The sequence below is a fragment of the Longimicrobium sp. genome, assembly GCA_036377595.1.
Classification (GTDB): Bacteria; Gemmatimonadota; Gemmatimonadetes; order Longimicrobiales; family Longimicrobiaceae; genus Longimicrobium.
This window is the reverse complement of record DASUYB010000004.1, coordinates 1-25,115: the sequence shown is the minus strand read 5'-3', so window position 1 is coordinate 25,115 and position 25,115 is coordinate 1. Positions and strand designations below refer to the sequence as shown.

General features: G+C 68.8%; 19 protein-coding genes. 3 read left to right on the top strand and 16 right to left on the bottom strand.

Going from position 1 to position 25,115, the window contains the following annotated elements; genetic code table 11:
- Both VF092_00585 and VF092_00580 read left to right on the top strand, forming a co-directional pair.
- The coding region (locus VF092_00585) for a fatty acid desaturase (protein ID HEX6745778.1) at positions 1-917 on the top strand (917 nt) is incomplete at its 5' end.
- A gap of 249 nt (positions 918-1,166) precedes the next feature.
- Positions 1,167-1,760: a TetR/AcrR family transcriptional regulator gene (locus VF092_00580; protein HEX6745777.1), complete on the top strand. Its 594-nt coding sequence runs from the start codon at positions 1,167-1,169 to the stop codon at positions 1,758-1,760.
- Positions 1,761-1,780: 20 nt separating this feature from the next.
- Here the strand turns inward: VF092_00580 and VF092_00575 are convergent, their stop codons facing one another.
- The 8 genes from VF092_00575 to ugpC form a co-directional block, all read right to left on the bottom strand.
- Positions 1,781-2,053 carry a type II toxin-antitoxin system VapC family toxin gene (locus VF092_00575; protein ID HEX6745776.1) on the bottom strand — a complete coding sequence of 91 codons (273 nt, stop codon included), beginning with the start codon at positions 2,051-2,053 and terminating at the stop codon, positions 1,781-1,783.
- A gap of 470 nt (positions 2,054-2,523) precedes the next feature.
- Complete coding sequence (locus VF092_00570; GenBank protein HEX6745775.1) at positions 2,524-3,267, bottom strand: phytanoyl-CoA dioxygenase family protein; 744 nt, start codon at positions 3,265-3,267, stop codon at positions 2,524-2,526.
- Positions 3,268-3,735 (bottom strand): DUF4375 domain-containing protein, encoded by a 468-nt coding sequence (locus tag VF092_00565; GenBank protein HEX6745774.1) that lies wholly within the window; start codon positions 3,733-3,735, stop codon positions 3,268-3,270.
- Between the two features lie 63 nt (positions 3,736-3,798).
- Positions 3,799-4,857 carry a hypothetical protein gene (locus VF092_00560; protein HEX6745773.1) on the bottom strand — a complete coding sequence of 353 codons (1,059 nt, stop codon included), beginning with the start codon at positions 4,855-4,857 and terminating at the stop codon, positions 3,799-3,801.
- A gap of 429 nt (positions 4,858-5,286) precedes the next feature.
- Positions 5,287-5,877 (bottom strand): HD domain-containing protein, encoded by a 591-nt coding sequence (locus VF092_00555; protein HEX6745772.1) that lies wholly within the window; start codon positions 5,875-5,877, stop codon positions 5,287-5,289.
- A gap of 83 nt (positions 5,878-5,960) precedes the next feature.
- The gene (locus tag VF092_00550) at positions 5,961-6,764 is read right to left on the bottom strand and encodes a hypothetical protein (protein ID HEX6745771.1); all 804 of its coding nucleotides are present in this window, start codon (positions 6,762-6,764) and stop codon (positions 5,961-5,963) included.
- A gap of 430 nt (positions 6,765-7,194) precedes the next feature.
- Positions 7,195-7,761, bottom strand: a complete 567-nt coding sequence (locus VF092_00545; GenBank protein HEX6745770.1) for a hypothetical protein — start codon at positions 7,759-7,761, stop codon at positions 7,195-7,197.
- A 22-nt stretch (positions 7,762-7,783) separates the two neighbouring features.
- On the bottom strand, positions 7,784-8,938 hold the full coding sequence (ugpC, locus tag VF092_00540; protein HEX6745769.1) for a sn-glycerol-3-phosphate ABC transporter ATP-binding protein UgpC: 1,155 nt from the start codon (positions 8,936-8,938) through the stop codon (positions 7,784-7,786).
- A gap of 19 nt (positions 8,939-8,957) precedes the next feature.
- On the opposite strand from ugpC, the gene VF092_00535 reads away from it, so the two are divergent.
- On the top strand, positions 8,958-10,319 hold the full coding sequence (locus tag VF092_00535; GenBank protein ID HEX6745768.1) for a GH1 family beta-glucosidase: 1,362 nt from the start codon (positions 8,958-8,960) through the stop codon (positions 10,317-10,319).
- A 436-nt stretch (positions 10,320-10,755) separates the two neighbouring features.
- Here VF092_00535 and VF092_00530 read toward each other — a convergent pair whose 3' ends face one another.
- From VF092_00530 to VF092_00495, 8 genes are all read right to left on the bottom strand, one after another.
- Positions 10,756-13,932, bottom strand: coding sequence for a discoidin domain-containing protein (locus VF092_00530; protein HEX6745767.1), 3,177 nt, complete (start codon positions 13,930-13,932; stop codon positions 10,756-10,758).
- A 206-nt stretch (positions 13,933-14,138) separates the two neighbouring features.
- On the bottom strand, positions 14,139-14,960 hold the full coding sequence (locus tag VF092_00525) for a carbohydrate ABC transporter permease (protein ID HEX6745766.1): 822 nt from the start codon (positions 14,958-14,960) through the stop codon (positions 14,139-14,141).
- Between the two features lie 280 nt (positions 14,961-15,240).
- The gene (locus VF092_00520; protein ID HEX6745765.1) at positions 15,241-16,230 is read right to left on the bottom strand and encodes a sugar ABC transporter permease; all 990 of its coding nucleotides are present in this window, start codon (positions 16,228-16,230) and stop codon (positions 15,241-15,243) included.
- Entirely contained in the window at positions 16,227-17,759 is a 1,533-nt protein-coding gene (locus VF092_00515) for a sugar ABC transporter substrate-binding protein (GenBank protein HEX6745764.1), read from the bottom strand. The genes VF092_00520 and VF092_00515 overlap by 4 nt, the downstream gene beginning before the upstream one ends.
- 41 nt (positions 17,760-17,800) lie before the next feature.
- On the bottom strand, positions 17,801-19,234 hold the full coding sequence (locus tag VF092_00510) for a glucoamylase family protein (protein ID HEX6745763.1): 1,434 nt from the start codon (positions 19,232-19,234) through the stop codon (positions 17,801-17,803).
- A gap of 317 nt (positions 19,235-19,551) precedes the next feature.
- Positions 19,552-22,494, bottom strand: coding sequence for a TonB-dependent receptor (locus tag VF092_00505; GenBank protein ID HEX6745762.1), 2,943 nt, complete (start codon positions 22,492-22,494; stop codon positions 19,552-19,554).
- Between the two features lie 103 nt (positions 22,495-22,597).
- Positions 22,598-23,674, bottom strand: a complete 1,077-nt coding sequence (locus VF092_00500; GenBank protein ID HEX6745761.1) for a LacI family DNA-binding transcriptional regulator — start codon at positions 23,672-23,674, stop codon at positions 22,598-22,600.
- 297 nt (positions 23,675-23,971) lie between these two features.
- Complete coding sequence (locus VF092_00495; GenBank protein HEX6745760.1) at positions 23,972-24,784, bottom strand: hypothetical protein; 813 nt, start codon at positions 24,782-24,784, stop codon at positions 23,972-23,974.
- Between the last annotated feature and the right edge of the window lie 331 nt (positions 24,785-25,115).

The following is a 25,115-nucleotide window of genomic DNA, read 5'->3' as shown; positions in this document are numbered from 1 at the left end:
CCCAGAGCTCGGCGCAGCGCGGGATCCTCTGGTGGGCGGCGAAGCACCGCCACCACCACCGGCACTCCGACACGGAAGAGGACGTGCACTCGCCGCGGCTGCGCGGCTTCTGGTACTCGCACCTCGGCTGGATCTTCCGGCGGCAGCACGCCGAGACCGACCACGACGCGGTCCCGGACCTGACGAAGTATCCGGAGCTGATGTGGCTGGAGCGGCACCCGTACCTGCCGGCCACGGTGCTGGCGATCGCGTGCTTCGCCCTCGGGGGATGGGCCGCGCTGGTGGTCGGCTTCTTCTGGAGCACGGTGCTGCTGTACCACGGCACCTTCTTCATCAACTCGCTGGCGCACGTGACGGGAACGCAGCGCTACGTGACGGGCGACGACAGCCGCAACAACTGGTGGCTGGCGCTGATCACGCTGGGCGAGGGGTGGCACAACAACCACCACGCCTACCAGCGCTCCACGCGGCAGGGGTTCCGCTGGTACGAGGTCGATCCGACGTTCTATGCGCTGAAGATGCTGTCGTGGGCGGGCCTGGTGTGGGAGCTGGGCGAGCCCCCGGCCGAGGTGGTGCGCAACGAGCGGCGCCTGGGCGCGGCGGTGGTGGAGAAGGTGGCGCACCAGCTGGCCGCCGCCTTCCCGGCGGACCGCATCGCCGCGCAGGTGCACGCCGCGCTGGCGCATGCGCCGCAGCTGGAGGACGTCCGTGCCGCGCTCCGCAGCGCGCACACGCATGCCGCCGCCGCGCTGGCGACCGTGCATCTCCCCGAGCTGCCGACGCTGGACGAGGTGCGCCAGTACGCCGAGCGCACGCTGGCCCGCACCCCCTCGCTGGACCAGATCGCCGAGCGCGCGCGCCAGATCGTGCTGGAAGCCGTCTGCGTGCGCCTGGCGGAGCAACTCAGCCCGGCGTAACGCAGACAAACGACAGCGGGGGTGCCGGACGGCGCCCCCGCTTGCATTGCAGACCTGCGCCCTCGGGCGCGGCACCGGGCGGCTGAAGCCGCGGCTGGAACATTGGGAAGCCTGCTGCGCAGGCTGCGGGTGAAGCCTCGCGCAGTTTGCGAGGCTTCTCGTGGTTGTTGCTGCGGCTTCATCCGCCGGTCATCGGCCGCCGTCAGGCACTTTATCTTCCTTCCTCCCTCCCATCCTCATTCCATCCCCATGCCCGGCCGCAAAGCACCCGAGGAGCAGCGCAGGCTCGAGATCCTGAAGGCCGCCTACCGCGTGGCCGCGCGCGAGCGGCTAACGGGGCTGACCGCGCAGGCCGTGGCTGCCGAGGCGGGGGTGAGCAAGGGGCTGGTGTTCTTCCACTTCGGCAGCCGTGACGCGCTGGTGGTGGCGCTGCTCGAATGGCTGCTGGAGATCACGCTGGTGGCGCCCGAGGTGGCGGAGCTGCTGGAGGGGCGGACGGCGTCGGAGTGGATGCTGAGCGCCATCCGCCGCGACGTGGAGGCGTTGCCGCGGCAGCGCGAGCGCGTGGAGCTGTTCTTCGACTTCTGGGTGATGGGCACGCGCCACCCCGGCGTGCAGCGCGCCATCCGCGCCGCGCTGGACCGCTACCGCGACGCCTTCCGCCCGCTCGCGCAGGCCGTTGTCGACGCGGAGCCGGAGCGCTTCGGCGGCATCGGCGCCGAGGGTCTGGCCGGCGTGGCGGCCGGCTTCATCGAAGGCTGCGCCCTCCAGGTGGTGATGGACCCCGACCGCTTCGACGTGGACGCCTACATGCGCACGCTGCAGGCGCTGGTGATTGCGTAATCTCGGAGTCGGGCGATGACCTACAGCGTCTCTACGTGCGGGTAGGCGAGGATCTTCCGGTCAGCTGTCAGCAACGGGAAACCATGGATCCGAGCGGTTGCGACGATGATCTGGTCTGCGGGGTCCTTGTGGAACTCTCCCGGTAGCTGCGTCGAATCAGCGGCGATCTCCGGTGAAAGTTCCAGCAGCCGCACGCCAGGATACGACAGCGCCTGGTTCAGCCACTCCAGGGTAGGGCAGGGCAGAACCAGGCGCTCGTATTCCACCAGCTTCGCCACCTCCCAACACGAGATGGCGCTTATCCCAGTCCTGAGGGCTCACTCTCATCGATGGCTCGTTTGTGTGCTGTGGTGAGATCAGGATGCTCGTGCACCCACCAGATCCAAATGTGTGTATCAAGGACGATCACTGGAGCACACCCCAATCCGACTCAGCCACAGGCTCAGTCGGATCGGTGAACGTTACAGGCTTCCCGCGAAGAGGGTACCGGCGCTCCTCACGCGCGCGCCGCTCGTCCGCAAGGACGATGATCTCCACTTCCGCACCCGCTTGGAAGGGGAGGTTTTCCAGCCTCACACTGCCATCTTCGGATACCTGGCTGTGAACGCGATACGCGTGTTGCAAGCGAGCCTCCTTGCCAGAGCTGACTCACGCGGGCTGAGCATGTTCTCCAATGTAATCTAATCGGGCCAGAGTGTTCAGACCATTCGACGGGAGAGCCGATCATCGCAAAGGCCGATGGGTGGCTAACGGCAAGCATCCCTCACTGGCCGACTGAAAGCACGTACCTGGCCAGTGGGCCGATCCGGGAGAGCGTCTCGGGATGCATGCGCGACGGGAAGTCGAACCCGGAGGGAGCGCCGCGCGGGATGAAATAGCCCTGGATCGAGCGGCGAGGCGCGCCGGACGTGTTGGCCGCGTGCCCATGCCACAGAGATGCGTCGAACACCAGCATCGCGCCGGCCGGCCCGCACGCGAGCACCTCGCCGTCGTACGCGGCGGAGAGGTCGGACAGGACGTCCTCCGGCACCTGCGGCCAGCGGTGCGAGCCCGGGACGACGCGCGTCGCGCCGTTGTCGGGGCGGAACGGGTCGAGCATGAAGATGAAGCCCACCATCGGCCGGGCAGGGTCGTTGCGCGGAAGGTCGGCGTGCAACTCCTGCGTGGCGGTGCCCGGACGCAGCGTACGCGCGAGCATCGAGCTCAGCCGGAACGGTCCGCCGATCACCCGCGCCGCCGCTTCCAGGAGCGGCGGATGGACGTAGAGCGGGTCGAACGCGGCGCCCCGGTTGACGAGGTCGAACAGGCGGGTCGTCGTGCTGCCGACTCTGTGGTCGGGTGTCCCCTCTGCAGCCGCCATCACCGCGTCGTACGCTGCGGCCAGATCGCGGAGCGCGTCGGGCGACACCGGGCCGGGGATCACCGCGAAGCCCAGCTCGGCCAGCGCGTTGGAAGTCTCCGGCGGAAGGTGGCCGCCCTCGCGGATCCTGCTGAACCACTCGTCCATCTAGTCGCGAAAGAATTCGTCGGGGTGGGCGGCGATGTAGGCGCGGAAGTTCGGGTGCAGCTTTGTCTCGTCGTACATGCGCTCGTCGAGCGGGCCGATGTGGTCGTCGATCCACTCGCCGTCGTGGCGGTCGAGGAGCGCGCGGCGCAGATCGAAATCGTGCGGCGGGTTGCGGCCGAGAAGAAGCTCGGAGGCGTGGCGGACGATCTCGGCGTGCCCGGCCGCACCCAGCCGCTCGAACGCGGCGACCACCTCCGCGAGTTCGTCGGCGTCGCGGTTCCCGATCGCCTGGTGATGGCCGCCGTTCTCCACGTCGCGCACGAAGTACGTCGTCACCGCGAGCAGGCGCTGGCCCGGCGTGCCGCCGGCCGCATCACCCCACGCAGGCTCCATCAGCGCCCAGAAGTACTCGTCCTCCGGCAGCGCCTCCACCTCGCGGCGGGAGCGACGGGGGTCGGAGAACTCCATCACTTAACGCCGGCTCGCAGTTGGCTCGATCAGCGTGACCGGTTCGGTCCGAACGTGACGATGTTATGCTGCTGGCGGCGTACTACTTCTGAAAGCTCGTTCTACAGGTTTCACGAGCACAAGTTGCTCGGCATCCAGACCCTTCATAACGAACAACTCAGGCGTGGATTCCTCAGGTATGTTCTCGAGCATCAGTGCTGCTTTTGCTTGACGGAAAGCAAGCCCAATCGATAGCCCGAAGCCCAATGCAGAGTAAAATTGCGCTGAAAAGATACGGGCGGCGACATCGCCGACGGATGTGTTCATCCCGATTGCGGCGGGAACATGCTCTACCACAGCCTCGGCTTGGCCGCGTGAATAGCAGGTGTTGAAGAACACGAGTTGGATATCATCGGATCCCGCAGCCATCGTTTGCACGATTGCCTCTTTCGAAACCACCCTCGCATGCCCAGCATTATCCTGGAAGACGATCTCATCCTCATTCGATCCGTGACCGCTAAAGTGCACAATCGTGGGTTTACACTCGTTGATGGCCTGCAAGACGTCCAATGGGCGCACAGCCCAGCGCGATTGGAGGTCCACAGCATCGCGGTGTTCTGACTTGCGGACCATTTCGCCAATGGCGCGAACCTCCTCGTCTAATCGGAGTTGCTTCTGATCAACAGGATTAGACGCCAAGAATAAGACAGTAATTTTCTCCGGAGGGTTCTCAAGCTTCGCGATCGCATTCAGCGCCACGGCATGCAACTTTTCATGTTGTGTAAGTTTTGTCGAGAACGCCTTCATCCGTCGCTCTTGTTCCTGCGAGGTACGCTCCTGCTTCTGTGCGCGTTGTCTCGCCTCCCGAACTTCTTCTGCATCCAGGCGTTTCTGAGCATCGTGGAGGCGCGCCTGTTCTCGCGCGATCTTCGTTTCGAGTTCGGCGACCTTCTTTTGGAAACGTGTGGCAGCTTCGGTGTGCTTCTGAGCCTCACGCAGCTTCGACTGCAGCGTAGATGCACTGCTTGCCCGACGTGCTGCTTCTGAAGCTGAGTTGCTTTTAGCCGTCTCTGAGGCGGCACTACTCGATTCCCGGGCTTTTTGCTGCTGAAGCCGGGCAATCTCTTGCTGATGCTTGAGCACATCTCGTCGACAACTCTCAACGCTCATGCGCCACCGCTATTCTCGCCATGTTCGAATTGCCATCTTCAGGAGTTAGAAACCGAGCTTCGAGTAAGAGGTGAGCAGGCGGCCTGATGCACGGACTTGCCGAATGCGGCGGCCCCCTACTTCACTTTTTACATACTCGCCAATCCAGTTGTTCACCACGTCTCTGGTAAGCTCCTTAACGAGCGAGTGATACGTTGCAAGCCACTCGGGATTCCTTTCAATTGCGTTACAAACCTGATCTGTAACATCCTCCGAGTATGGTTTTCGAAAGGTTCTCAACACTTCCTCTACCAAACTCCTGACTCCTTCGGTTCGTCTAGGCATTTAACGCAACTCCTTGCTAAATATGGCTGTGGACTCGAAAAAATTCTCCTCACACAAAGGCTTGTCATCAAATACAGTTCATTGGAGGCTCGCGTCCGCAACCTCCCGGGCGCGCCGCTCCGTCTCCTCGTCGAGGATGGCCCGGACCTGCTCGAGGAGCGGGTGGCCGGCGGTGTACTGGCGGCCGTACCCGAGGTTGAAGCGGTAGTCGAAGTCCGGCGGGTTGGCGCCCTGCGTGTGCTGCAGGATGGTCTCCAGCTTGTCGAGCGCCTTGGCCAGCCGCGCTTCGGGCGTGCTGGCCGCCTCGTACTCGTCCCACAGCGCGGTGATCTCGTCGCGGGCGGCGGGGGGGAGCGGCGCCAAGAGCTGCAGCAGGTCGCGGCGCTCGTCGGCGGCCTTGCCGGTGCCGCGCGCCGCCTGCACGGGCGCGGGCACGTCGCCGCCGATGGCTTCGCCCAGGTCGTGGATGATGCAGATCTTGATCAGCCGCGCGAAATCCACGTCGGGGAAGTCGCGGTGCAGCACCAGCGCCATCAGGCACAGCCGCCAAGTGTGCTCGGCCACGCTCTCCGGCTCACCCGCCGACGTCCAGCCGCTGCGTACGGCGGTCTTCAGCGCCTCGGCGGCACGCAGGAAATCGAGGATGCCGGCCAGCTCGGACGGTTGCATGCGGACGGGGATGTGGTCGGTTACGGCGATACGATCGCCATCAATATACGCTCCCGGACGGACCCGGCGGCAACGTGGCGGCGTCAGCGCACGATGGCTGCGAGCGGTCCGTCCGGGCGGAGGAAGGGACGGAGCTCGGCCGACGTGAGGAGGTAGTCTCCGGGAAGGCGCTGGTAGGGTGGAGGCTCGAATTCGAACGAGAAGGTGATCCCCCGGTCGCCGAGGGAGAAGCGCTCCAGGTCGGCGGGGCCGAAGTGCTTCAGCCGGCCGGCATCGTCGAGGAAATCGGCATCGGACCACCCGCCGCGGGCGCGCGCCGCCGCGATCTCCGCCTGCATCCGCTCGTCCACGAGCCGCGCGAGCTCGGGCATGCGCGACGCGACGAAGAGGTCCCGCGCGTGCAGCTGGCGCCCGGTGCGGAGATCGAGCAGCACGTCGCGCTGGTTGATGCGCGCGGCGCCGCCTCCCTGCGTCACGTAGAGGAACGAGACGTCGAGCAGGTTCTCGCGATGGAAGGGGACGGAGTAGGAGATGTCGACGTCCAGCGATTCGTCGCGCTCGATCTCCCTGCGATGATCGTCCAGCGAGAAGCCGAGCACGGAGCGGAGATCGAGCGCCGCGCCGATCCTCGCGCCCAGTTCGGGCGATGGCGCCTGCGCGACGCGCGGCCAGGCGATCTCGGAGACCTTCTCGACGTCGCTCCGCGGGTTCCGCATCGCCCGGTGCTCCGGCGCCAGCACCACGCCGCCCCAGCGTACGGTCGGATTCGGCTCCAGCTCCTCCGCCGGGCGACCCACGATGTCCACGCCCCAGTTCCAGTCGCACCCTGCGATCGCGATCAGCCCCGCGAGCGCGGCGATGATCTGGAGCGGTTTGATCCTGGTCATCATCATTGAGAGAGAAGTGGCGGAGATGCTCAGGCGCGGCGCCACATCACTTTCCCCCGCCCGGGTAGAGCATGGATGCGGGCGGGCAGGGCACGCGGCGAGCGGAGATGCGTTTCGGGCGCTCGGCGGGGCGGGGGAGATCGACGGACGAGATCCCGACTCCCACCAGCGCCGATGCGTCGCGGACGGTGAACCGTCCGTCTTCACCAACATGCTGCGTCGCATGATCCACCGCCCGGCGAGCGTCTCGCGCGACAGCGGCACCGAAGATTCGGGGAGCCGCAGCGCCTCCCCGCGAGCGCACCCGGTGAGGGCGGGGATCACCACGAGCGCGGTCAACCCGTGTTGATCTGCGCATGGCTTTCGATATCGAATGAGCAGTTCGTAGGCCCATCTGCGTGTACCCGATTATCCGATACGTTCACGAACTTCACGTGAGCTTTCGACGTTTGAGCAGTGTCCGCATTGGCCTCGGTGCGTGCCCCGATTGCAGCCGAAACGTCTCCCACGAGGCCGATCCATGATCTTTCGATATTAGCACATGGGGCAGTTGGTAGTACTTCCCCTTGGCACTCAGTATCACAAACTCGACAAAAACTTGGTCGTGATTGCTGGTTTGACCACGATCATACTGGATAGAGATCACCACCACTTCGCCGGGTTTGAGCACACAGGGCAAGTTCTCGATCGCACAGGGAAGAAGTGGTTGACCGCCAAAGACCTCGGGATCAGGTTCTCCGACCATTCGCGCTTCTTTTAGCACCAATTGAGTATCTCCAACATTACTCAGAGAGTACTCCGCTACCGAATTGAATCGTCCCTCGTGAACTGACACCGAGAGCAGAGAACCAATCAACCTGTCTCTCTTCCGAATCTGTTGCACGTAGAAATTCAACACCGAAATCGCCAGGGCGAAGCTGGATAGCCCCAGAGTGATCAGATCCTTTGTTTCTAAAGCCATAGCACCTCGTTCGTGGATCAGTGCATAGCTGAGCACCGTACAGTCCGGGGACTTTGGATTACCGGGTACACTGCGCGCCTGATAACGTAGTCCCCGTCTCCGCGTCGAAGAAGTGGAGGCGGGCAAGGTCGAACGACGCGGCGACGGGCTGGCCCGGCGCGGGGAGGTCGGCGGGGGGGACGCGCGCGACGATCTCGTCCTCGCCCGCGCGAAGATAGACGATGGTCTCGTTGCCCATCGGCTCGGCGGCGTCGAGCGTCAGCGTGGCGCGCGCGGCAGAGGCGGGGTCCGCACCGTCGCCCAGGCGCACGTCCTCGGGGCGGATGCCGAGGACCACGTCGCGATCGCCATCCCCCAGCGCCGCGGCGGATCGGCCGAGCGGCAGCTGGAGGGCGCCGTCCCGCGAGCGGAAGACGAGGCCGCCACCACCATCCCCCCTGTCCCCTGTCCCCTGTCCCCTGTCCCCTTTCGTCACCCGCCCGGGCACGAAGTTCATCGAAGGGCTGCCGAGGAAACCCGCGACGAAGCGGTTCGCGGGGTGGCGATAGAGCTCCATCGGCGCGCCCACCTGCTCCACGCGGCCGGCGTTCATCACCACGATGCGGTCGCCCATCGTCATCGCCTCGGTCTGGTCGTGCGTGACGTAGATGGTGGTGGCGCCGATGCGGCGGTGCAGGGTGGTGATCTCCTTGCGCATCTGGCCGCGCAGCTTGGCGTCGAGGTTCGAGAGCGGCTCGTCGAAGAGGAAGACGCGCGGCTCGCGCACCAATGCGCGTCCCAGCGCCACGCGCTGCCGCTGCCCGCCGGAGAGCGCGGCCGGGCGCCGGTCCAGCAGCGGCTCCAGCCCCAGCATCTCGGCGGCCTTCGCCACGCGCTCGGCCACCTCGCCCTTCGGGCGCTTGCGCAGCTTCAGCGCGAATGCAAGGTTGTCGCGAACGGTCATGTGGGGGTAGAGCGCGTAGCTCTGGAACACCATCGCGATGTCGCGGTCGCGCGCCGGAACGTCGTTCACCACCCGCTCGCCGATCCGCAGCGTGCCGCTGGAGATGGACTCGAGCCCCGCGATCATCCGCAGCGTGGTGCTCTTGCCGCATCCCGACGGCCCGACCAGCACCACGAACTCACCCTCGTCCACGGCGAGGGTGATTCCGTGCACGGCGATGTAACCGTTTTCATAGACCTTGCGGACGCGGTCGAGCGTTACGCGAGCCATGAGTCTCCCGGTGCCTGAGATGAGCGAGTCACGCGAATTTCCTCCCGACTTCCTGTGGGGCGCGGCCACGAGCGCGTACCAGATCGAGGGCAGCCCGCTGGCCGACGGCGCGGGCCCCAGCATCTGGCAGCGCTTCAGCCACTCGCCGGGGCGCACGCACGAGGGGGAGACGGGCGACGTGGCCTGCGACCACTACCGCCGCTACGCCGGCGACGTGCGGCTGATGGCCGATCTCGGGCTGAACGCCTACCGCTTCTCCATCGCCTGGGCACGCGTCCGGCCGGACGGTACGGGGCGCGTGAACGAGGCGGGGCTCGGCTTCTACGACCGGCTGGTCGACAAGCTGCTGGAGCACGGCATCACCCCCAACGCCACGCTGTACCACTGGGACCTTCCCGCCGCGCTCGACGACCGGGGCGGCTGGCTCAACCCCGACATCGCGCACTGGTTCGCCGACTACGCGCAGGCCGTCTTCCGCCGGCTGGACGACCGGGTGAAGATGTGGGCCACGCTCAACGAGCCGTGGGTGGTGACCGACGGCGGCTACCTGCACGGCGCGCTGGCCCCCGGGCACCGCAGCCTGTTCGAGGCGCCCATCGCCAGCCACAACCTGCTGCGCGCGCACGGGGCGGCGGTGCAGGCGTACCGCGCGGAAGGCCGCAACCGCATCGGCATCGTCGTCAACCTCGAGCCCAAGGTCCCCGCCTCCGACGACCCCGCCGACCACGCGGCGGTGCGGCGCGCGGACGCGTACATGAACCGGCAGTACCTCGACCCCGTCTTCCACGGGCGCTACCCCGACGAGATGGCGGAGATCTTCGGCGAGGCGTGGCCCGAGCACTCCGCGGAAGACATGGCGCTGATCCGCCAGCCCATCGACTTCCTGGGGATCAACTACTACACGCGCGGGGTGACGAAGAACGATCCGTCGAACCTCCCCGTGCGCAATGGCTACGTGAAGCAGCCGGGCCACACCTACACCGACGTGGGGTGGGAAGTCCATGCCCCCGCGCTCACCGACCTCCTCACGTGGGTGAAGGAGCGGTATGGAGATCTCCCGCTCTACATCACTGAGAACGGCGCCGCCTTCTACGATCCGCCGAAGCCGGTGGACGGGCGGATCGACGATCCCCTGCGCGTCGCGTACTATCGCGACCACCTGCGCGCCTGCCGCGCGGCGATGGATGCCGGAGTGGACCTGCGCGGCTACTTCGCCTGGAGCCTGCTCGACAACTACGAGTGGAGCCTTGGCTACAGCAAGCGCTTCGGCATCGTGCACGTGGACTACGAGACGCAGGCCCGCACCCCCAAGTCCAGCGCCCGCTTCTACGCCGACGTGATCCGCACCCGCGGCCGCGCGCTGTACGACGGGGGGAGCTGAACCTCCCGAGAGCCTGATACGGCACGTTCGCCGGCATCTGCGCATTCCCCGGCATCCCGCCCTCTCCCGGCTCGCTTAGGCTCGCCACCCTCTCCCGTACCGGGAGAGGGTTGTTCGTCTGCATCTCTCCGCTGCGAGAAACTTCGGTGCTCGCCCGGCGCGGAGGCCCCCCTCCCCGCGCTTCGCGCGACCCTCCCCCCAAAACCGACTGGGGGGAGGGTGGAACTCAGCGCCGGGATGGGTTCGGCGCTGGGAGCGCACATTTGCGCGGCCGCGGGCGGCCCCCTCCCCCGCTTCGCAGGGGCGGGGGAGAACTCAGCGCGGGGCAAATGTCGGCGCGTCTCGCGAATGCCGCGGCTGCAGTCCCGAAGGGACTTTGTGCTGTTGTTGCAGTGAATTCTTCATTCGCCCCGGCCAACCCCGGCGCTTGCCCAGCTCAATACCGCATCTCCACCACCCGCGGCACCGTCGCGACCCGCACCTCGCGCCCATCCCCAACCGCCACCGCGCGACCGTCCACCGTCGCTGACCTGATCGGCTGCTCCATCGGGTTGCGGATGACGAGGCCGGCGGGCGGGGGGCGGAGGCCGGGATCGAACTCGACGCGGACGACATCGCCGCTCGCGCGCAACGCGTAGCCGAGCGGGCCGAAGTGCGTGGAGAGGCCGCGGATGGCCACGCCCGGCCCCTCCGTCACCCACGCGGCGGGGATGCCGGCGGCGATCACCAGCGCGCGGTCGTCGTCGCTCTCGTAGGCGAAGAGGTCCAGCATCGAGCGGATGAAGTCCGAGCCTACCCACCCGTGCGGCAGGTCGCCCAGGAACTGCGTGGAGAGCGGATCGCGGTGGATGGCCTCGGCCCAGCCGTTCCACGCGCGCGGCCGCAGCGTGGTGAAGAACCAGTCGATGGCCTGGTGCGCGCGCTCTTTCCAGCCCAGCCGCACCATCGTGCCCACCGTGCGCCACTCGTACGGCGTGTAGGCGTCCCACGGCTGCCGCCCGTCGCGCCGCGCGGCGAACTGCTCCCAGTAGCGCTCGAAGGTGCGCTCCAGCGCGGGGTGCGGCAGCTCGTCCTGCTCGCCGCCGGGCGCCACGCCGACGGTGGTCGAGGTGGCGTCGAAATCCCCCAGCTCCACCGAGCCGGGGAGGAAGTCGATGCGGTGCATGGCCATCGCCGCGCGGAACGAGGCCATCAGGTCGCGCTCGAACGCGTCGCGCAACTGGGCGTACCGCGCGGCGTCGGGGCGGCCGAGCTGGGCGGCGATCCACGCGGCGTCCTTGAGTCCCCGCAGCGCGAAGAACTGGTCCCAGTACGAGTGCATCGGCTTGGCCGAGTAGCCCTCGTGGCTGATGGACTCCGGCAGCAGCCCGTAGAACGCGCGCTTCTCCGGCGCCTGGTACTCGGGCGTCATCCGCAGGTGGCGCAGCGAGTCGATGTACATGGCGGCCGACCGCACGTGCGGCCACATGCGCTCCAGGAACGCGCGGTCGCCCGTGTGCCGCGCGATCTCGGCGACGAGGTAGATGAGCTCGCCGTGGCTGTCGTTCTCAAGGACCGGATCGGCGCCGCGGCGGTCGACGCAGCACGGCACCTTGCCGCTGGCGTACTGGAAGGGCGCGTACCACTCCGCGAACGCGCGCGCCTCGTCGGCGTGCCCCATCCGCAGCAGCGCGGCCGAGGTCAGCGAGCCGTCGCGGATCCACGAGCGCTCGTAGCTGCGCGAGCCGGGCTGGATGCCGGGGCCGTCGCGGTTGATAAGGATGAACGCCAGGTTGCTGCGCATCGCGTCCACGATCCGCTGCCCCTGCGGCGGGAGGGTGATGGCGACGCGGTTCAGCTTGCGGCGCCACTCGTCCGCCGTCCGCGACAGGGCCGCCTCGCCGCGGCCGCGCACGTCGGGCCTCTGGAAGTCCGAGATCTCCGGCTCGACGCCGGGATGCATCCCCACCGCCAGCCACACGTCCGCGTGTCCGCCCGCGGGGATGGTGAGCGGATACGACAGCGCGGCCGACGCGGCGCCGAAGGTGTCGCGCACCGCCCGCGCGTCGGGGAGCTGGTTGCGGTGCAGCGCGTCGACGAGGCTGCCGTTGTCGAACGTCGCCGCGCTGAACGCGGACGGATGCGTGGCGGCGGCGATGGCGATGGTGTCGTTCACGCGGACGATCGAGCCGTTCCACTCGATCCGCTTCACGATCGCCGCGCCGCCGGAGCCGTTGAGGAACTGGCCGGACGGGTTCACCTGGAACGGCCGCAGGGCGATGAAGAGCGTCGGCGTCTCCATCTCCCTCCCGCGGTTCTCCACGCGGTAGCGGACGAAGAGCTCGGATCGGCCCGGATCTCCCGTCGCGAAGGCGGTGACGGTGAGCGCCAGCGCCCCGGCCTCGCGGCGGATGGAGGGGATGGGGAGATAGCCGTCCATCAGCGACTGCGTGGCCCGGCCGTCCGCCCAGGTCACCAGCCGCCCGCGGGTGAGGAGGAAGGGCTCCAGCGACGGCCCCGCCTTCCTCGTCTCCACGATCCCCTCCTCGCTGACGAGCGACTCCGCGCTGTCGCCGTCCACGCCGACGATGGTCCAGTACGACTGCTCGCCGAGGAGATAGCGGGGATACGACCCGCGCGGCGCGTCCTTCGCGACGGCGGCGAAGAAGTCGTTGCGCGACGCCGACCACGCCAGCGGCTTGACGGAGATCTCTTGCACGCCGTATCCGCGCCCGCGGCTGCTGCGCGCGAGGGCCAGCCGGACGTGCCGCGCCTCGGTCTCGGGGAGATAGACGTAGTCGCGCCCGCCGTCGCCGCCGGCAACGGTCCAGGCCGTGTCCCACCGCGCGCCGTCGGCCGAGGTGAGCACCGCGTAGTCGCGCGCGAAGTCGAGCGAATCCCAGTCGATCGTCACCCCGCCGAGCTCGCGCGCACGCAGGAAGTCGATGGAGACGGCCTGCGCCCCGTCCGCCGCGCTGCGCCACGCCGTCGCCGCCGCGGAGTCCATCGCCAGCGCGGGACGATGCGCGGGCGCGGACGAGGTCGCGCTCACCGACGGCGTCAGGTCGTACGGGCGCACGGGCTCGCGCGGGGCGATCTGCAGGTCGTCGATCCACACGCTCCCGCGCCCGCCGCTGCCGGCGGTGACGGCCAGCTCGAGCGCGGCCATGCGCCGCAGCTCGCCGCCGCCGAGCGGGCCCCAGGCGAAGGAGACCTGCCGCTTCTTGATCACCACGCGCGTCCAGCCGTTGGGGAACGCGAAGTCGCGGCGGTTGACCCACCAGACGTTGTCGCCGGTGGGGTCGATCAGCTTGAACTCGAGGTTGTTTGGGGTGATGGTGCCGCGGATCCAGAACGAGATCTCGTAGTTCTCCGGCAGCTCCAGCGGCAGCTCGCGATGCGCGACCGCGTATCCCCCGCCGCCGTGGAAGTCGACGTCCATCCGCATCGCGCGCCCGCTGTGCCCCGCGTCCGCCGCCAGCGCGAGCGAGACGCCATCCGACGGCGCCGACCGCCACGGTGCGATCGACTCGAAGTCGTCGAGGACGCGGGGTTGGGCGAGCGTTTGCGCCGGCGCTGGTGCGGACGCGAGCAACAGCAAAGCGAGGGGGAGCGAGAGCTTCGCGGCGAGCATTCGCGCGGCCGCGGGGCGGCCCCCTCCCCCGGCCCCTCCCCCGCTGCGCAGGGGAGGGGAGAACTCAGTGCGGCCCGGATGTCGGCTCCTCGCGCGGATATACGGCGTCAGTCGCGCAGCGACTTCGTGCTGTTGTTGCCGCGAATTCCCTCGCCCGGGACCAGGCCCGCCTGCCGTCCCCTGTTCATCCCCTGTCCCCTGAAGTCTCATCCCTTCACGCTCCCGAGCATCACGCCCTCGATGTAGTAGCGCTGCAGGACGAGGAAGACGAGCAGCACGGGAAACACCGTCAGCACCGAGCCGGCCATCATCAGCTCCGTGTCCTGCACGTGCTCGCCGACCAGCGACGCGAGCGCGACGGGAAGCGTGTACTTCGACTGGTCACTCAGCACCACCAGCGGCCACATGAAATCGTTCCACGTGGTCAGGAAAGTCCAGATGGCGAGCGTGGCCAGGATGGGGCGGATGACGGGAAGGACGATGGAAGTGTAGATGCGCAGCTCGCCCGCGCCGTCGATGCGCGCCGCGTCGAGCAGCTCGTCGGGGACGGAGACGGCGTACTGGCGGATCAGGAAGATGCCGAAGATGCTGGCCAGCGACGGGATGATCACGCCCCAGTAGGTGTTGACCAGGCCGAGCTGCTTCATCAGCAGGAACAGCGGCAGCATCGACACCTGCACGGGGATGATCAGCCCCGTCACCATCGCGCGGAACGCCTTCTCGCGCCCGCGGAAGCGCAGCTTGGCGAACGCGTACCCCGCCATCGAGTTGATCACCAGCGACACCGCCGTCACCGCGAAGGCGATCAGCGCGCTGTTGAGCATGTACCGCCCCAGCGACAGCCGCGTGAACAGGTCGCCGTAGTGCGCGAGCGTCACCGACGAGGGGACCAGGCGCGGGGGATAGGTGCTCGCCTCGCCGGTCGGCATCAGCGACGCCATCACCATCCACGCCATCGGCAGCATCGCCGCGATGGCGCCGAGGATGAGCGCGGCGTGCAGGAGCCAGACGGCGGCGCGGGGCTTCATGCGCGCCTCCGTTCGCATCTCCGTCCCCATCTACCGTGCTCCCGCCGCGCGGAGGCCCTCTCCCTGCCGCTTCGCGGCGGTCCCTCCCCCCAAACAGCCTGGGGGAGGGACGGGGGCTCGCTGCGCTCGCGGCCACTCAGCACGTGGGGAGCATCCTCCGGCCCGAACCCGGCCATTCGCACCCCAGCCGCGCCCCCAGTCTGCGAAGGCGGACTTTGTGTCGTTGTTGCCGCGAATTCATTCGCCCGGCCCAATGCCCGGCCGACGCTGGAGATCTCCATCACGCCACCGCCCCCCGACGCTGCAGCCGGAACTGGATGGCCGTCCACAGCAGCATCACGATGAACAGCACGAAGGCCAGCGCGGCGGCGTAGCCCATCCGCCACCAGCGGAACCCCTCCTCGTACATCAGCAGCACCACGCTCGTCGTCGCGCCGAGCGGGCCGCCCTGCGTCATCACGTACGGCTCGGCGAAGAGCTGGAAGTAGCCGATCATCGTCACCAGGCCGACGAACAGCATCGTCGGCCCCAGCATCGGCAGCGTCACGTGGCGGAAGCGCAGCAGCGGGCCGGCGCCGTCCAGCTGCGCCGCCTCGTACAGGTCCGCGGGGATCGCCTGCAGCCCGGCCACGAAGATCAGCATGTTGTAGCCGAAGTTCTTCCACACCGACATCAGGATGATGGCCGGCAGCGCCCAGCGCGGGTCGCCCAGCCAGTCCGGCCCATGGATGCCGACCTTCGCCAGCAGGTAGTTGATCAGCCCGTATTGCGGATGGTAGAGGTAGCGCCAGACGACGGAGACGGCGACGAGGGTGGTGACGAAGGGGATGAAGTAGATGGTGCGGAAGAAGCCGCGGAAGCGCGCCAGCCGCGCGTTCACCAGCAGCGCGGCGGCGAGGGATGCCGCCACGGTGAGCGGCCCGCCGGCCAGCGCGAAGATGAAGGTGTTCTTCAGCGCCTGCCAGAACTCGGGCGAGCCGATCAGGCGGCTGTAGTTGCGCAGCCCCACGAAGCGCGCGTACGACGGGTCGCCGACGGCGTAGATGTCGAAGTCCGTCAGGCTCAGCAGCAGCGAGGCGGCGACGGGGAGGAAGAAGAAGACGCCGATGAGGACCAGCGCGGGCGCCAGGAACAGCCATCCCGCCGCGTTCGCCGATTCCAGGCTCGGCCGCCCGAACCAGCGGCGGGGCGGGGGAGACACCGCCGCGTACGCGGCCGGCGCCTCGGCCACCGCGTCGATGTCCGACGCCCCGCCGGGGAGCGGGCTCATCGCGGCGCTCCGGCGAAGGCATCCCGCCGTCCCGCGAACGGACTTGCGGCGGAGGTGAGTGGGGCGAATGAATTCGCTGCAACAACCACACGAAGTCTGCCTTCGCGGACTACAGGCTCACGTGCCGGCGAGGCTTCTGTGCTCGCGACCGGCATTGGCCATCGCGCGCGAAGCAGCCGCGAGCGAAGCGAGCCCCCGTCCCTCCCCCAGTCGGTTTTGGGGGAGGGACCGGCGCGAAGCGCCAGGGAGAGGGCCCCCTCCGGCGCGGGCGCCGCGAACGCCGTCCTCTCCCGCGACAGCATCCACCGCCGCTTCTCCAGCAGGCCGTCCACGTCGCCGTCGAGCTGGGCCAGCGCGCGGTCGACGGTCAGCGCGTTGCGGACCACGGCCTCGCTGTAGTCGGCCACCTTCGTGGCGATCTGCTCCCACTCGGGCACCTTGGGCGTCGCGACGACACGCTCGAGCTGGATGCGGAAGGCACGCGCGTGGCGGTTGTCGGCCAGCGACGTGTCGGCCCACGCCTCGCGCCTCGCAGGCAGGTCGCCGGTGAGGTGGTAGAAGCGGAGCTGCTGCCCGGGGCGCGACAGGAACTCGATCAGCGCCCACGCCTCGCGCGGGTGCTTCGAGGCGCGGAACATCACCAGGCTGGCGCCGCCGGCCAGGGACACGCCGGGGCCGTCGGGGCCGGGGAGCGGCGCCGTGGCCCACTTGTCCTGCATCTCCGGCGGCAGGCGGCGGCTGAACTCGCCGATGTTCCACGGGCCGGTGATGTACATGGCGATGTTCCCGCGCTCGAACTCCTGGTAGAGGTTGGAGATCTGCGTGTTCGCCACGCTCGGGGCCAGGTTCTGTCGGAAGAGCCCGATGTAGAACTCGAACGCGTGGCGGAAGCGCGGATCGCGGAAATCCCCGTATCTCCCGTCCTCCCGCAGCAGCGGCGAGCCGGCCTGCAGCCCGAACGCCACGGGGTACGTCCACTCGTTGGTCGGTAGGAGGGCGGGATATTGCCGCGGCCCCATCCGCAGCTTGATCCGCCGCATCGCCTCGGTCCATCCCGCCCAGGTTGAAGGAACGGAGTCGTATCCCGCGGCCTTTAGGATGTCGGTGCGGTAGAAGAGGACGCGCGTGTCCACGTACCAGGGGATGCCGTACGTGCGCCCGGCGACCACGTTCGTGTCCCAGATCCCGGGGAAGTACGACGCGCGCGGCGTCCGCGGCGACGCGGCCACGGGCGCGTCCAGCGGCGCCAATGCCTTCAGCGCCGCGAACTCGGGCACCCAGGTGTTGCCGAGCTGGGCCACGTCGGGCGTGCTGTTTCCCACGTGCGCGGTCAGCAGCTTCTCGTGCGCGGCCGTCCACGGGATCTGCTGCACCTCCACGCGGATCCCGGGGTTCTCGCGCTCGAAGTCGGCCACCAGCGCCTGCACCTTCTCCCCCTCCGCACCGAGCGCCCAGAAGCGCAGCGTGACGCGCCCGTCGTCCCTCGACGCGCACGACAGCGCGCCCCCGAGCGCCGTCAACAACAGCATCTGGGAGATGTGCTTCGCGCGCGGGGACGGGCTTCGGCGCGTCACCGCGGGACGGCGTCCAGCCATCCGCCGGTGAAGCCGGCGCGGCGCAGCCCGGCGGCGATGTACGGGCTCTTCCGCATCATCCTCCAGATCAGCCCGCTGCGGTGGTTCTCGGCCATGAGCAGGATCGGCCCCTGGTCGATCCCCAGGTAGTCGTCGTCGAACCACCCCACGCCGGGGACGATCTTCCCCATCTGCACGCGGAAATTCCCGTCCGTGAGCGTGGGATTGAAGGCGTCGACGAAGCCGTACTGGCGGAAGAGGTGGTCGCCGTAGCGCCGCCGCATCTCGCGCAGCGCGGGGATGGCGATCTCGGGGGCGAAGGGGATGGAGCCGCCGGCCGCAGTCGGGGCGATGGTCCCGTCGTCGCGCACCTCGGTGAAGTCCGCGCCGCGCGCCGAGTAGGTGAAGAAGTGCCGGCTGCGTCCCCCGACCTGGAAGGTGCCGTCCACCGGCCCGTCGCTGGCCGTCAATCCCCACACCTCCGCCGAGTAGCCGGCCCACGCATTGGGATTCGCCGCGGCGTACGCGCGCTGCGCCAGCGTGGCCCGGCGCGCGTTCTCGAAGTAGTCGATCCCCTTCCCGCGCATGTACGCGTCGTGGATGCCGCGGAAGTCGATGAACAGCTGCGAGTACTGGTGCCCGAACAGCGGCGCGAAGCCCACGTGCGCTTGGCCGTAGTACTCGCCCCACTGGTAGGTGGACGCCCACGCCGGCCACGCGTCGGGGGAGACGGGGTGCGTGGGCGAGCCGAGGGCGAGGACGTAGAGGAGCATCGCCTCGTTCATCCCCCGCCAGTCGTAGGTGTGGAAGCCCTCCTCGGGCGTCCACCCCATGGAGACGAGCGGCGCGCGCACGGTGGCCCACTGCCAGTCCACGCGCCGGTAGATGGAATCCGCCAGCGCGCGGATCTCGCGCTCGGTGCCGTCGCCGCCGTCGAAGTACTCGCGGCAGACCAGGATTCCGCCCAGCAGCAGCGCCGTGTCGATGGTGGACAGCTCCACGCGCTCGAAGCGGCGCCCCGTGTCCATGTCCAGGAAGTGATAGAAGAAGCCCTTGTGGCCGGTCATCCCCGCGGCCGCGGGCCCCTGCGGCGCCGTCCAGAAGAAGCGCAGCGTGGCGAGCGTCCGCTCCGCCGCCTGCGCGCGGGTGACGTAGCCGCGCTCCACGCCGACGGGATAGCCGGCCAGCCCGAACCCGACCGCCGCGACGCTGGAGAACGACTTGGTGGGCCAGCGGTCGGGGACCAGGTGCGTGGTGGGATTCTGCAGCTCCCAGAAGAAGCCGAAGGTGCGCTGCTGCAGCGTGTCCAGGAACGCCTCGTCCCCGCCGCGCGGCCCCGGCGAAGTCGACGCCGCCCCGTTCGCGCACGCGGCCAGGAGCACCGTCGCGAGGACGCCCATCCATCGGCCGATCGCACCGCGCATCGTCATCTCCACACCCCTGATCGCGTTCTCATCCCCTGGCGAGCATCGTCGCGGCGGGCGGGTTTCCCACAGGCGGGTAAACCCGCGGCTGGAACATTGGGAAGCCTGCTGCGCAGGCTGCGTGCGAATGCCGGCCGCGCGCACCGAGACATCGTCCGCGCCGCACTTTGTAGTCCGCGAAGGCGGACTTCGTGTAGTTGTAGCCGCGACTTCAGTCGCATTGTCCCCACCCTCTCCGCAATCCCACGACCACCCACCCGTCGCGAGAAGGCCGGCGGCGGATCGGACCGCCGCCGGCCTTCGTCCCTCGCCTCCTCACCCGCTCATCGGCGGTTGAACTCCACCCCCAGCTGGAAGCGGCGCGCGTCGCTGACGGTGCACCCGGCCTGGCCGAAGGTGTCGCTCGCCCGGTCGAACACGTTGAAGCACCCGAAGTTGTTGAAGTTGAAGGCGTTGAACAGGTCCGCCGTCACTCCCACGCGCGTGCCGCGCACGTTCACGAAGTCCTTGCGCAGCCGCAGGTCCAGGTTCCGGTACGCGAAGGCGTGCGGGATGATGAACGAGAACTTCTCCGGCTCGAAGCCGCCGCCCGCGAAGCAGGTGTTGGCGTTCTGGCAGTCGAAGCGCCCGCCCACGTCCTGCCGCGTGCCCGCGCCCAGGTTCAGCAGCCCGCTGAACTGCACGCCCCAGGCGAAGGGGAGGTCCACCACCCAGTTGCCCACGATGCGCAGCGGCTCGTCGTTGCGGCGCTGCTTGGGATAGTCCACCGGGTTGGGGAACGAGAACAGGTCGTTGAACCCCTGCGTGTAGCGCCGCGCCAGCGTCACCGCCAGCCCCGCGCCCCACCCCGCGCGCCCGGGCGTGCCGCGGTACGGCCGGTCCAGCTGCAGCTGCAGCGCGTCGTACCAGGTCTTCCCCTGGTCGTCGGCGAACAGGATCGTCCCCCATCCCGGGATCCCGCGGCTCTGGAAGCACCCCGCCACGGCGAAGGAGCGCTGCGGGCAGACGAAGTTCTGGTTGGCCCAGTAGAAGGTCATCACGTTCTTGCTGCGCACCCCCGTGTACGCCGCCGACGCCTGCAGCGAGCCGAACGCGTGGCGCACGCCCAGGTTGAAGTGCTGCGCGCGCGGCGGCTTCAGGTCGTTCGGCAGCAGCTTGACCTCGGGCGTGTTGAACGCGCGGTTGGAGATCAGCTGCTGCACCACCGCGGGGCCGCCCTGCAGGAACGCCGGGTCCCACTTCAGCTTGCCGGGCGCGTTGGTGGTGTCGAACTCGATCCGGTAGCTGGGGTGCTGCAGCGCGAAGCTCTCCTCCAGCGCCTGGTCGAAGAGGGTGCGGTCGTAGAAGATCCCCCATCCCCCGAACACCGCCGTCCTGCCCTCCTGGTCCAGCGAGAAGGAGAAGCCCAGCCGCGGCTGGAAGGCGCCGGTGAAGGGGTGCCGGTCGTTGCCGTCGGTGAAGTAGCGGTCGGGGTCCAGCGGCAGGAAGAGCCGGTCCTGGTACTTGGTGAGCGAGTCGACGATCGCCCGCGGCGTTACGTAGTCGTAGTTCATCATGTGGGACTCGTAGTCCCACCGGATGCCAAGGTTCAGCACCAGCCGCTCGACCGGGCTCCAGTCGTCCTGGATGAACAGCCCCACCTGCGTGTTGCGCGCGCCGAAGTCGGGGTCGCCCGTCTGGAACTCGACGCGCTGGGGGATGGAGAAGTTGTACCACCACGGCTCGTACACGAAGCGCAGGTTCTCGGAGTTGCGCTTGGTGATGTCGTAGTTCAGGAAGTCGACGTTGCCGCCGCCCTTGATCACGTGCTCGCCCGCCAGGTGCAGCCCGCTCCAGGTGGCGTCGTTGCGCAGCGAGATGCGCGTCTGCGCGAAGTCCTGCACCGAGATGTTGCTGCCGATCTGCGCGCAGCAGCCGAAGCCGAAGAAGCGGTTCACCATCCCCGGCGTGTTGGGCGTGGGGTTGTAGCGGTAGCGCTGGAAGGAGAGCGTGGCCTCGTTCAGCAGGTCGCCGTTGGCGTAGTTGTGCTTCAGGATCCCCGTGTTGACGTCGTTCTTGAAGCGCGTGGCGCTCTGGAACGAGGTCAGCCCGCCGAAGTCGCGCACGTCGTTCTCGTGCCGCAGGTGCCAGCTCCCCTCGAAGAACGAGTGCTCGGTGTGGTTGAACGAGAGCTTGCCGAACACCAGGGTGGAGCGGAACGGCTGGTCGAACAGCCCGTTGTACTGGGCGAAGTTGATGGAGTCGATCGCCGGGAACCCGGTGGGCGGGGTGATGGCCACGCGCGTGCCGCGGTTCTGGTCGTTGCGCTCGAACGAGCCGAACACGAACAGCCGGTCGCGGATGAGCGGGCCGCCGGCGTTGGCGCCGTACTGGTAGCGCCGGAAGTCCGGCCGGGTGAAGGTGCCGGGGTTGGCGTGCTTGTCGCGCAGCTGGAAGCTGTCCAGCGCGAACCAGCGGGCCGGCTGGTAGTTGAGGAACCCGCTCGTCTCCCAGCGGTTGGTCCCCGACTGCGTGGTGGCGGTGATGATGGCGCTGCTGGCCTTCTGGTACTCGGCCTTGTAGTTCTGGGTGATCACCCGGAACTCGCGGATGGCGTTGCGCGGGAAGGGGTTGCCGCGGCTGGCGTCCTGCCCCGCCACCCCGCCCTGCAGGATGTCGTTCTTGTAGCTGGCCCCGTCGATGAAGACGTTCACCTGCTCGGCGTTCTGCGCGCCGGCGGTGAAGGTCTTGCGCGTGGCGTCCAGCCGGTCGCCCTGCAGCTGCGTTCCCGGGGCGAGGATGGCCAGGCCCAGGAAGTTGCGGTCGGGCGTGGGGAGCGCCTCCACCTGCTCGCGGGTGACGTTGGTGGCCACCTCGCTGGTGCGCGTCTCCTGCACCGGCGCGGCCACCGCGGTCAGCCCCTGCAGGGTGACGGCCTGGGTGGTCAGGTCGAAGTTCTGGTCCAGCGTCTGGCCCACCAGCAGCCGCACGGTGCGCGACTGGTCGCCCATCCCCATCATCCGCACCGCCAGCGTGTACGGCCCCGGCTGCAGCCCGGGGATGGTGTAGAAGCCGTTGGGGCTGCTGACGGCGGAGCGCTCCAGCCCGTTCTCGGTGTTGGTCGCCGTCACCCGCGCGCCGGCCACGGGCGCGCTGTTCGCGCCGCGCACGTAGCCGCGGATGGCGCCGGTGGTGGTCTGCGCGCCCGCCCCGCCGGCCGGCCAGAGCGCGAGGATGCAGGCGAGCGCGAACCCGCGGGCCAGCCTCGTGCGAACGTCGTTTCTCATCGTCCACGTCCTCCGTGACAGGTAGGATCTCGCACATCCTCCACACACCCGCATCCGGCGCCGCGACGCCGGCTCCAATCATGGTCGGTCAGGGTGATGCTCGTCAGGGCGGCAGCGACCGCGCGTCGCGGCTCGCCCCGTTGCAGCCGCACGAGCCGCGGAGGGCCAGCGCGGTGGGGATCGTCTCGTGGATGCGGGCGTGCCGGTTCTCGCCCCCCACCGCGCGCACCAGCTGCTCCATCGCCCGCGCGCCCAGCTCGTTCGGCGACACGCGCACCGAGGAGAGCGGCGGGGTCAGGTAGCGGGCGATGGGGATGTCGTCGAACCCCGCCACGGCGATGTCGGCGGGGACGGAGACACCCGCCTCGCGCAGCGCGCTGATCAGCCCGATGGCCATCGAGTCGTTCGCGGCGAACACCGCGGTGGGGCGGGGATCGGCGGCCAGCAGCGCCTCGGCCGCGCGGTACCCCGCCTCCTCGGTGAAGTCGCCCGGCACCTCCAGCGCGCCCTCGGCGGCGATCCCCGCGTCGGCCAGCGCGGCGCGGAAGCCGCGCAGCCGCTCGGCCGCGTCGAAGTTGCGCTCCGGCCCGCAGACGATCGCGATGCGCCGGTGGCCGTGGCCGGCCAGATGGGCGACCATCTCCCGCGCGCCGCCGAAGTTGTCCACCCGCAGCGTGTCGAAGTCGCCCGACTCGATGGGCGAGTTGAGCAGCACGGCGGGGACGCTGTCGTGGAGATTCGCCGTGAGCACGCCGGCGTCGATGTGCGGCGACATCACCACCAGGCCGTCCACGCGCCCGCGCATGGCGCGCAGCGCGGCCTCGATGTCGTCGCGGTCGTTGTGGCTGCTGGAAAGGAGGAGATGGAAGCCGCTTCCCTGGGCCGCCTGGTCCAGGCCGCGGATCACCTCGCTGAAGAACTCGCCGTAGAGGTCGGGGAGAAGCACACCCAGCGTGCCCGTGCGCCGGGTGCTGAGCGAGCGCGCCGCGCCGTTGGGGATGAAGCGCAGCTCCTGCGCGATGCGGTGGATGCGCTCGCGCGTGTCGTCGGCCACCGGTCCGCTGGCGTTGAGCACGCGCGAGACGGTGGCCACGGAAACGCCCGCCGCCCGCGCCACGTCCTTGATGGTGACGCGCGCGGAACCGCTGCCAGCCGACGTGGAGAGGGACGGTCGGACCACGGTGCCCCGGGGAGGCGGATGTAACCGTTTACAGCAGGCGTTTCCAGAGTATGCGCCCCCAATCCCCCCGTCAAGGGAATTCGATCAGAGAGAGGGCAAAAGGCAGGGATATGAAGATAGAACCCGGAAATAGCGATGGTGTTGAGTCGAGGGCTGGCGCTGGGTCTCCTACCGCTCATCCTGATCTGTCATCCCGAGGGCGCCGCTTCGGGCATTCGTCCGCGCCGGGACTTGGCGCCCGAGGGATCTATAGCCTGATGCGGCGCAAACAGTTGGGCCTCGCGCATTGATCCGTCGTCACCCCTCCGGATTCTCCTCACCCTCCCCGCCGCTGGTCGTGTCCACCGGGGCCAGGTCGTCGGCGCACACCCAGTGCACGTTTTCCACCTTCACCATCTTCCCCGTGAACGCGGAGAAGCGGTTGGAGAGGACGAGGTAGTAGCTGCCGGGGCCGGGGAGCGGCACGTCGAGCGTGACCGCGGCGGTGCGCGGCGCGGCGAACACCGTCTGGAAGCGGCGGTTGTACTGGAAGTTGGCGAAGCCGTCGCGGTCCAGCACCAGCACGTCGGTGTCGTGGCGCCCGCCCGCGGTGGTCTCCACGCGCCCGCGCAGGCGGCAGGGGCGGTCGTCGCTCGTCTCGAAGCCGTAGTAGTGGTACTGCCCCGCGCCGATCTTCAGCTCCGGGAGGTCCACCACGTCGCCGCGCGCGGGCGGCGGGGAAGGCGGCGGCGGGGGCGGGGCCGGGGGAGGCGGCGGAGAGGCCGCGTTCTCCGTGCGCCCGTCCGGCAGGTCCGCGAACGCGGGGAAGGAGTCGCGCACCGCGCGCAGGCTGTCGCTGACCGCCACCGAGTCGGCGCCGTGGAGGCCTGCCGCGCCGCGCCGCCTGCCGCCCTGCCCGAACGCCAGCCACGCGACCAGCGCCAGCGCCACCACGCCGCCGACGATGGCCAGGGGGACGAGCAGCCGGTTCCGCCCCTCCCCCGCGGGCGTCTCGGGCGCGGGCGCGGCCGGCTCGCCGGTGGTGGCGGGCTCGTCCTGCGAGCGGCCGCAGTACCGGCAGATGATGGCCTCGTCGCGGATCTCCTCGGCGCAGTAGCGGCACTTCTTCATCAGGCGGACGCGTCGGGTTCGGCGGTGTGTTCGGCGCGGGGAACTTCGGCCCACCCGCGGCCGATGGCAAGCCGGGGAGTCGTACGCGCGCCGGCGCCGTTTGTTGCAGACGCGCGGCGATACGGACCGGGCACGCGCGTTGCGCGGCGTCGATGGATCTCAGCGAGACGAACCCGTGCAGCCGGAGGAAGTTATTACTCCGGACGATAAATAGTTTGCATATTGCAGACTGGAGCGATATATTGGGGGCATGGAAAATCGTGATGCGCGGTCCCTGTCCCCGGCTGCCCAGGAAGAAAAGCGGCGCATCGCCGTGCACGCGGTGCGAACG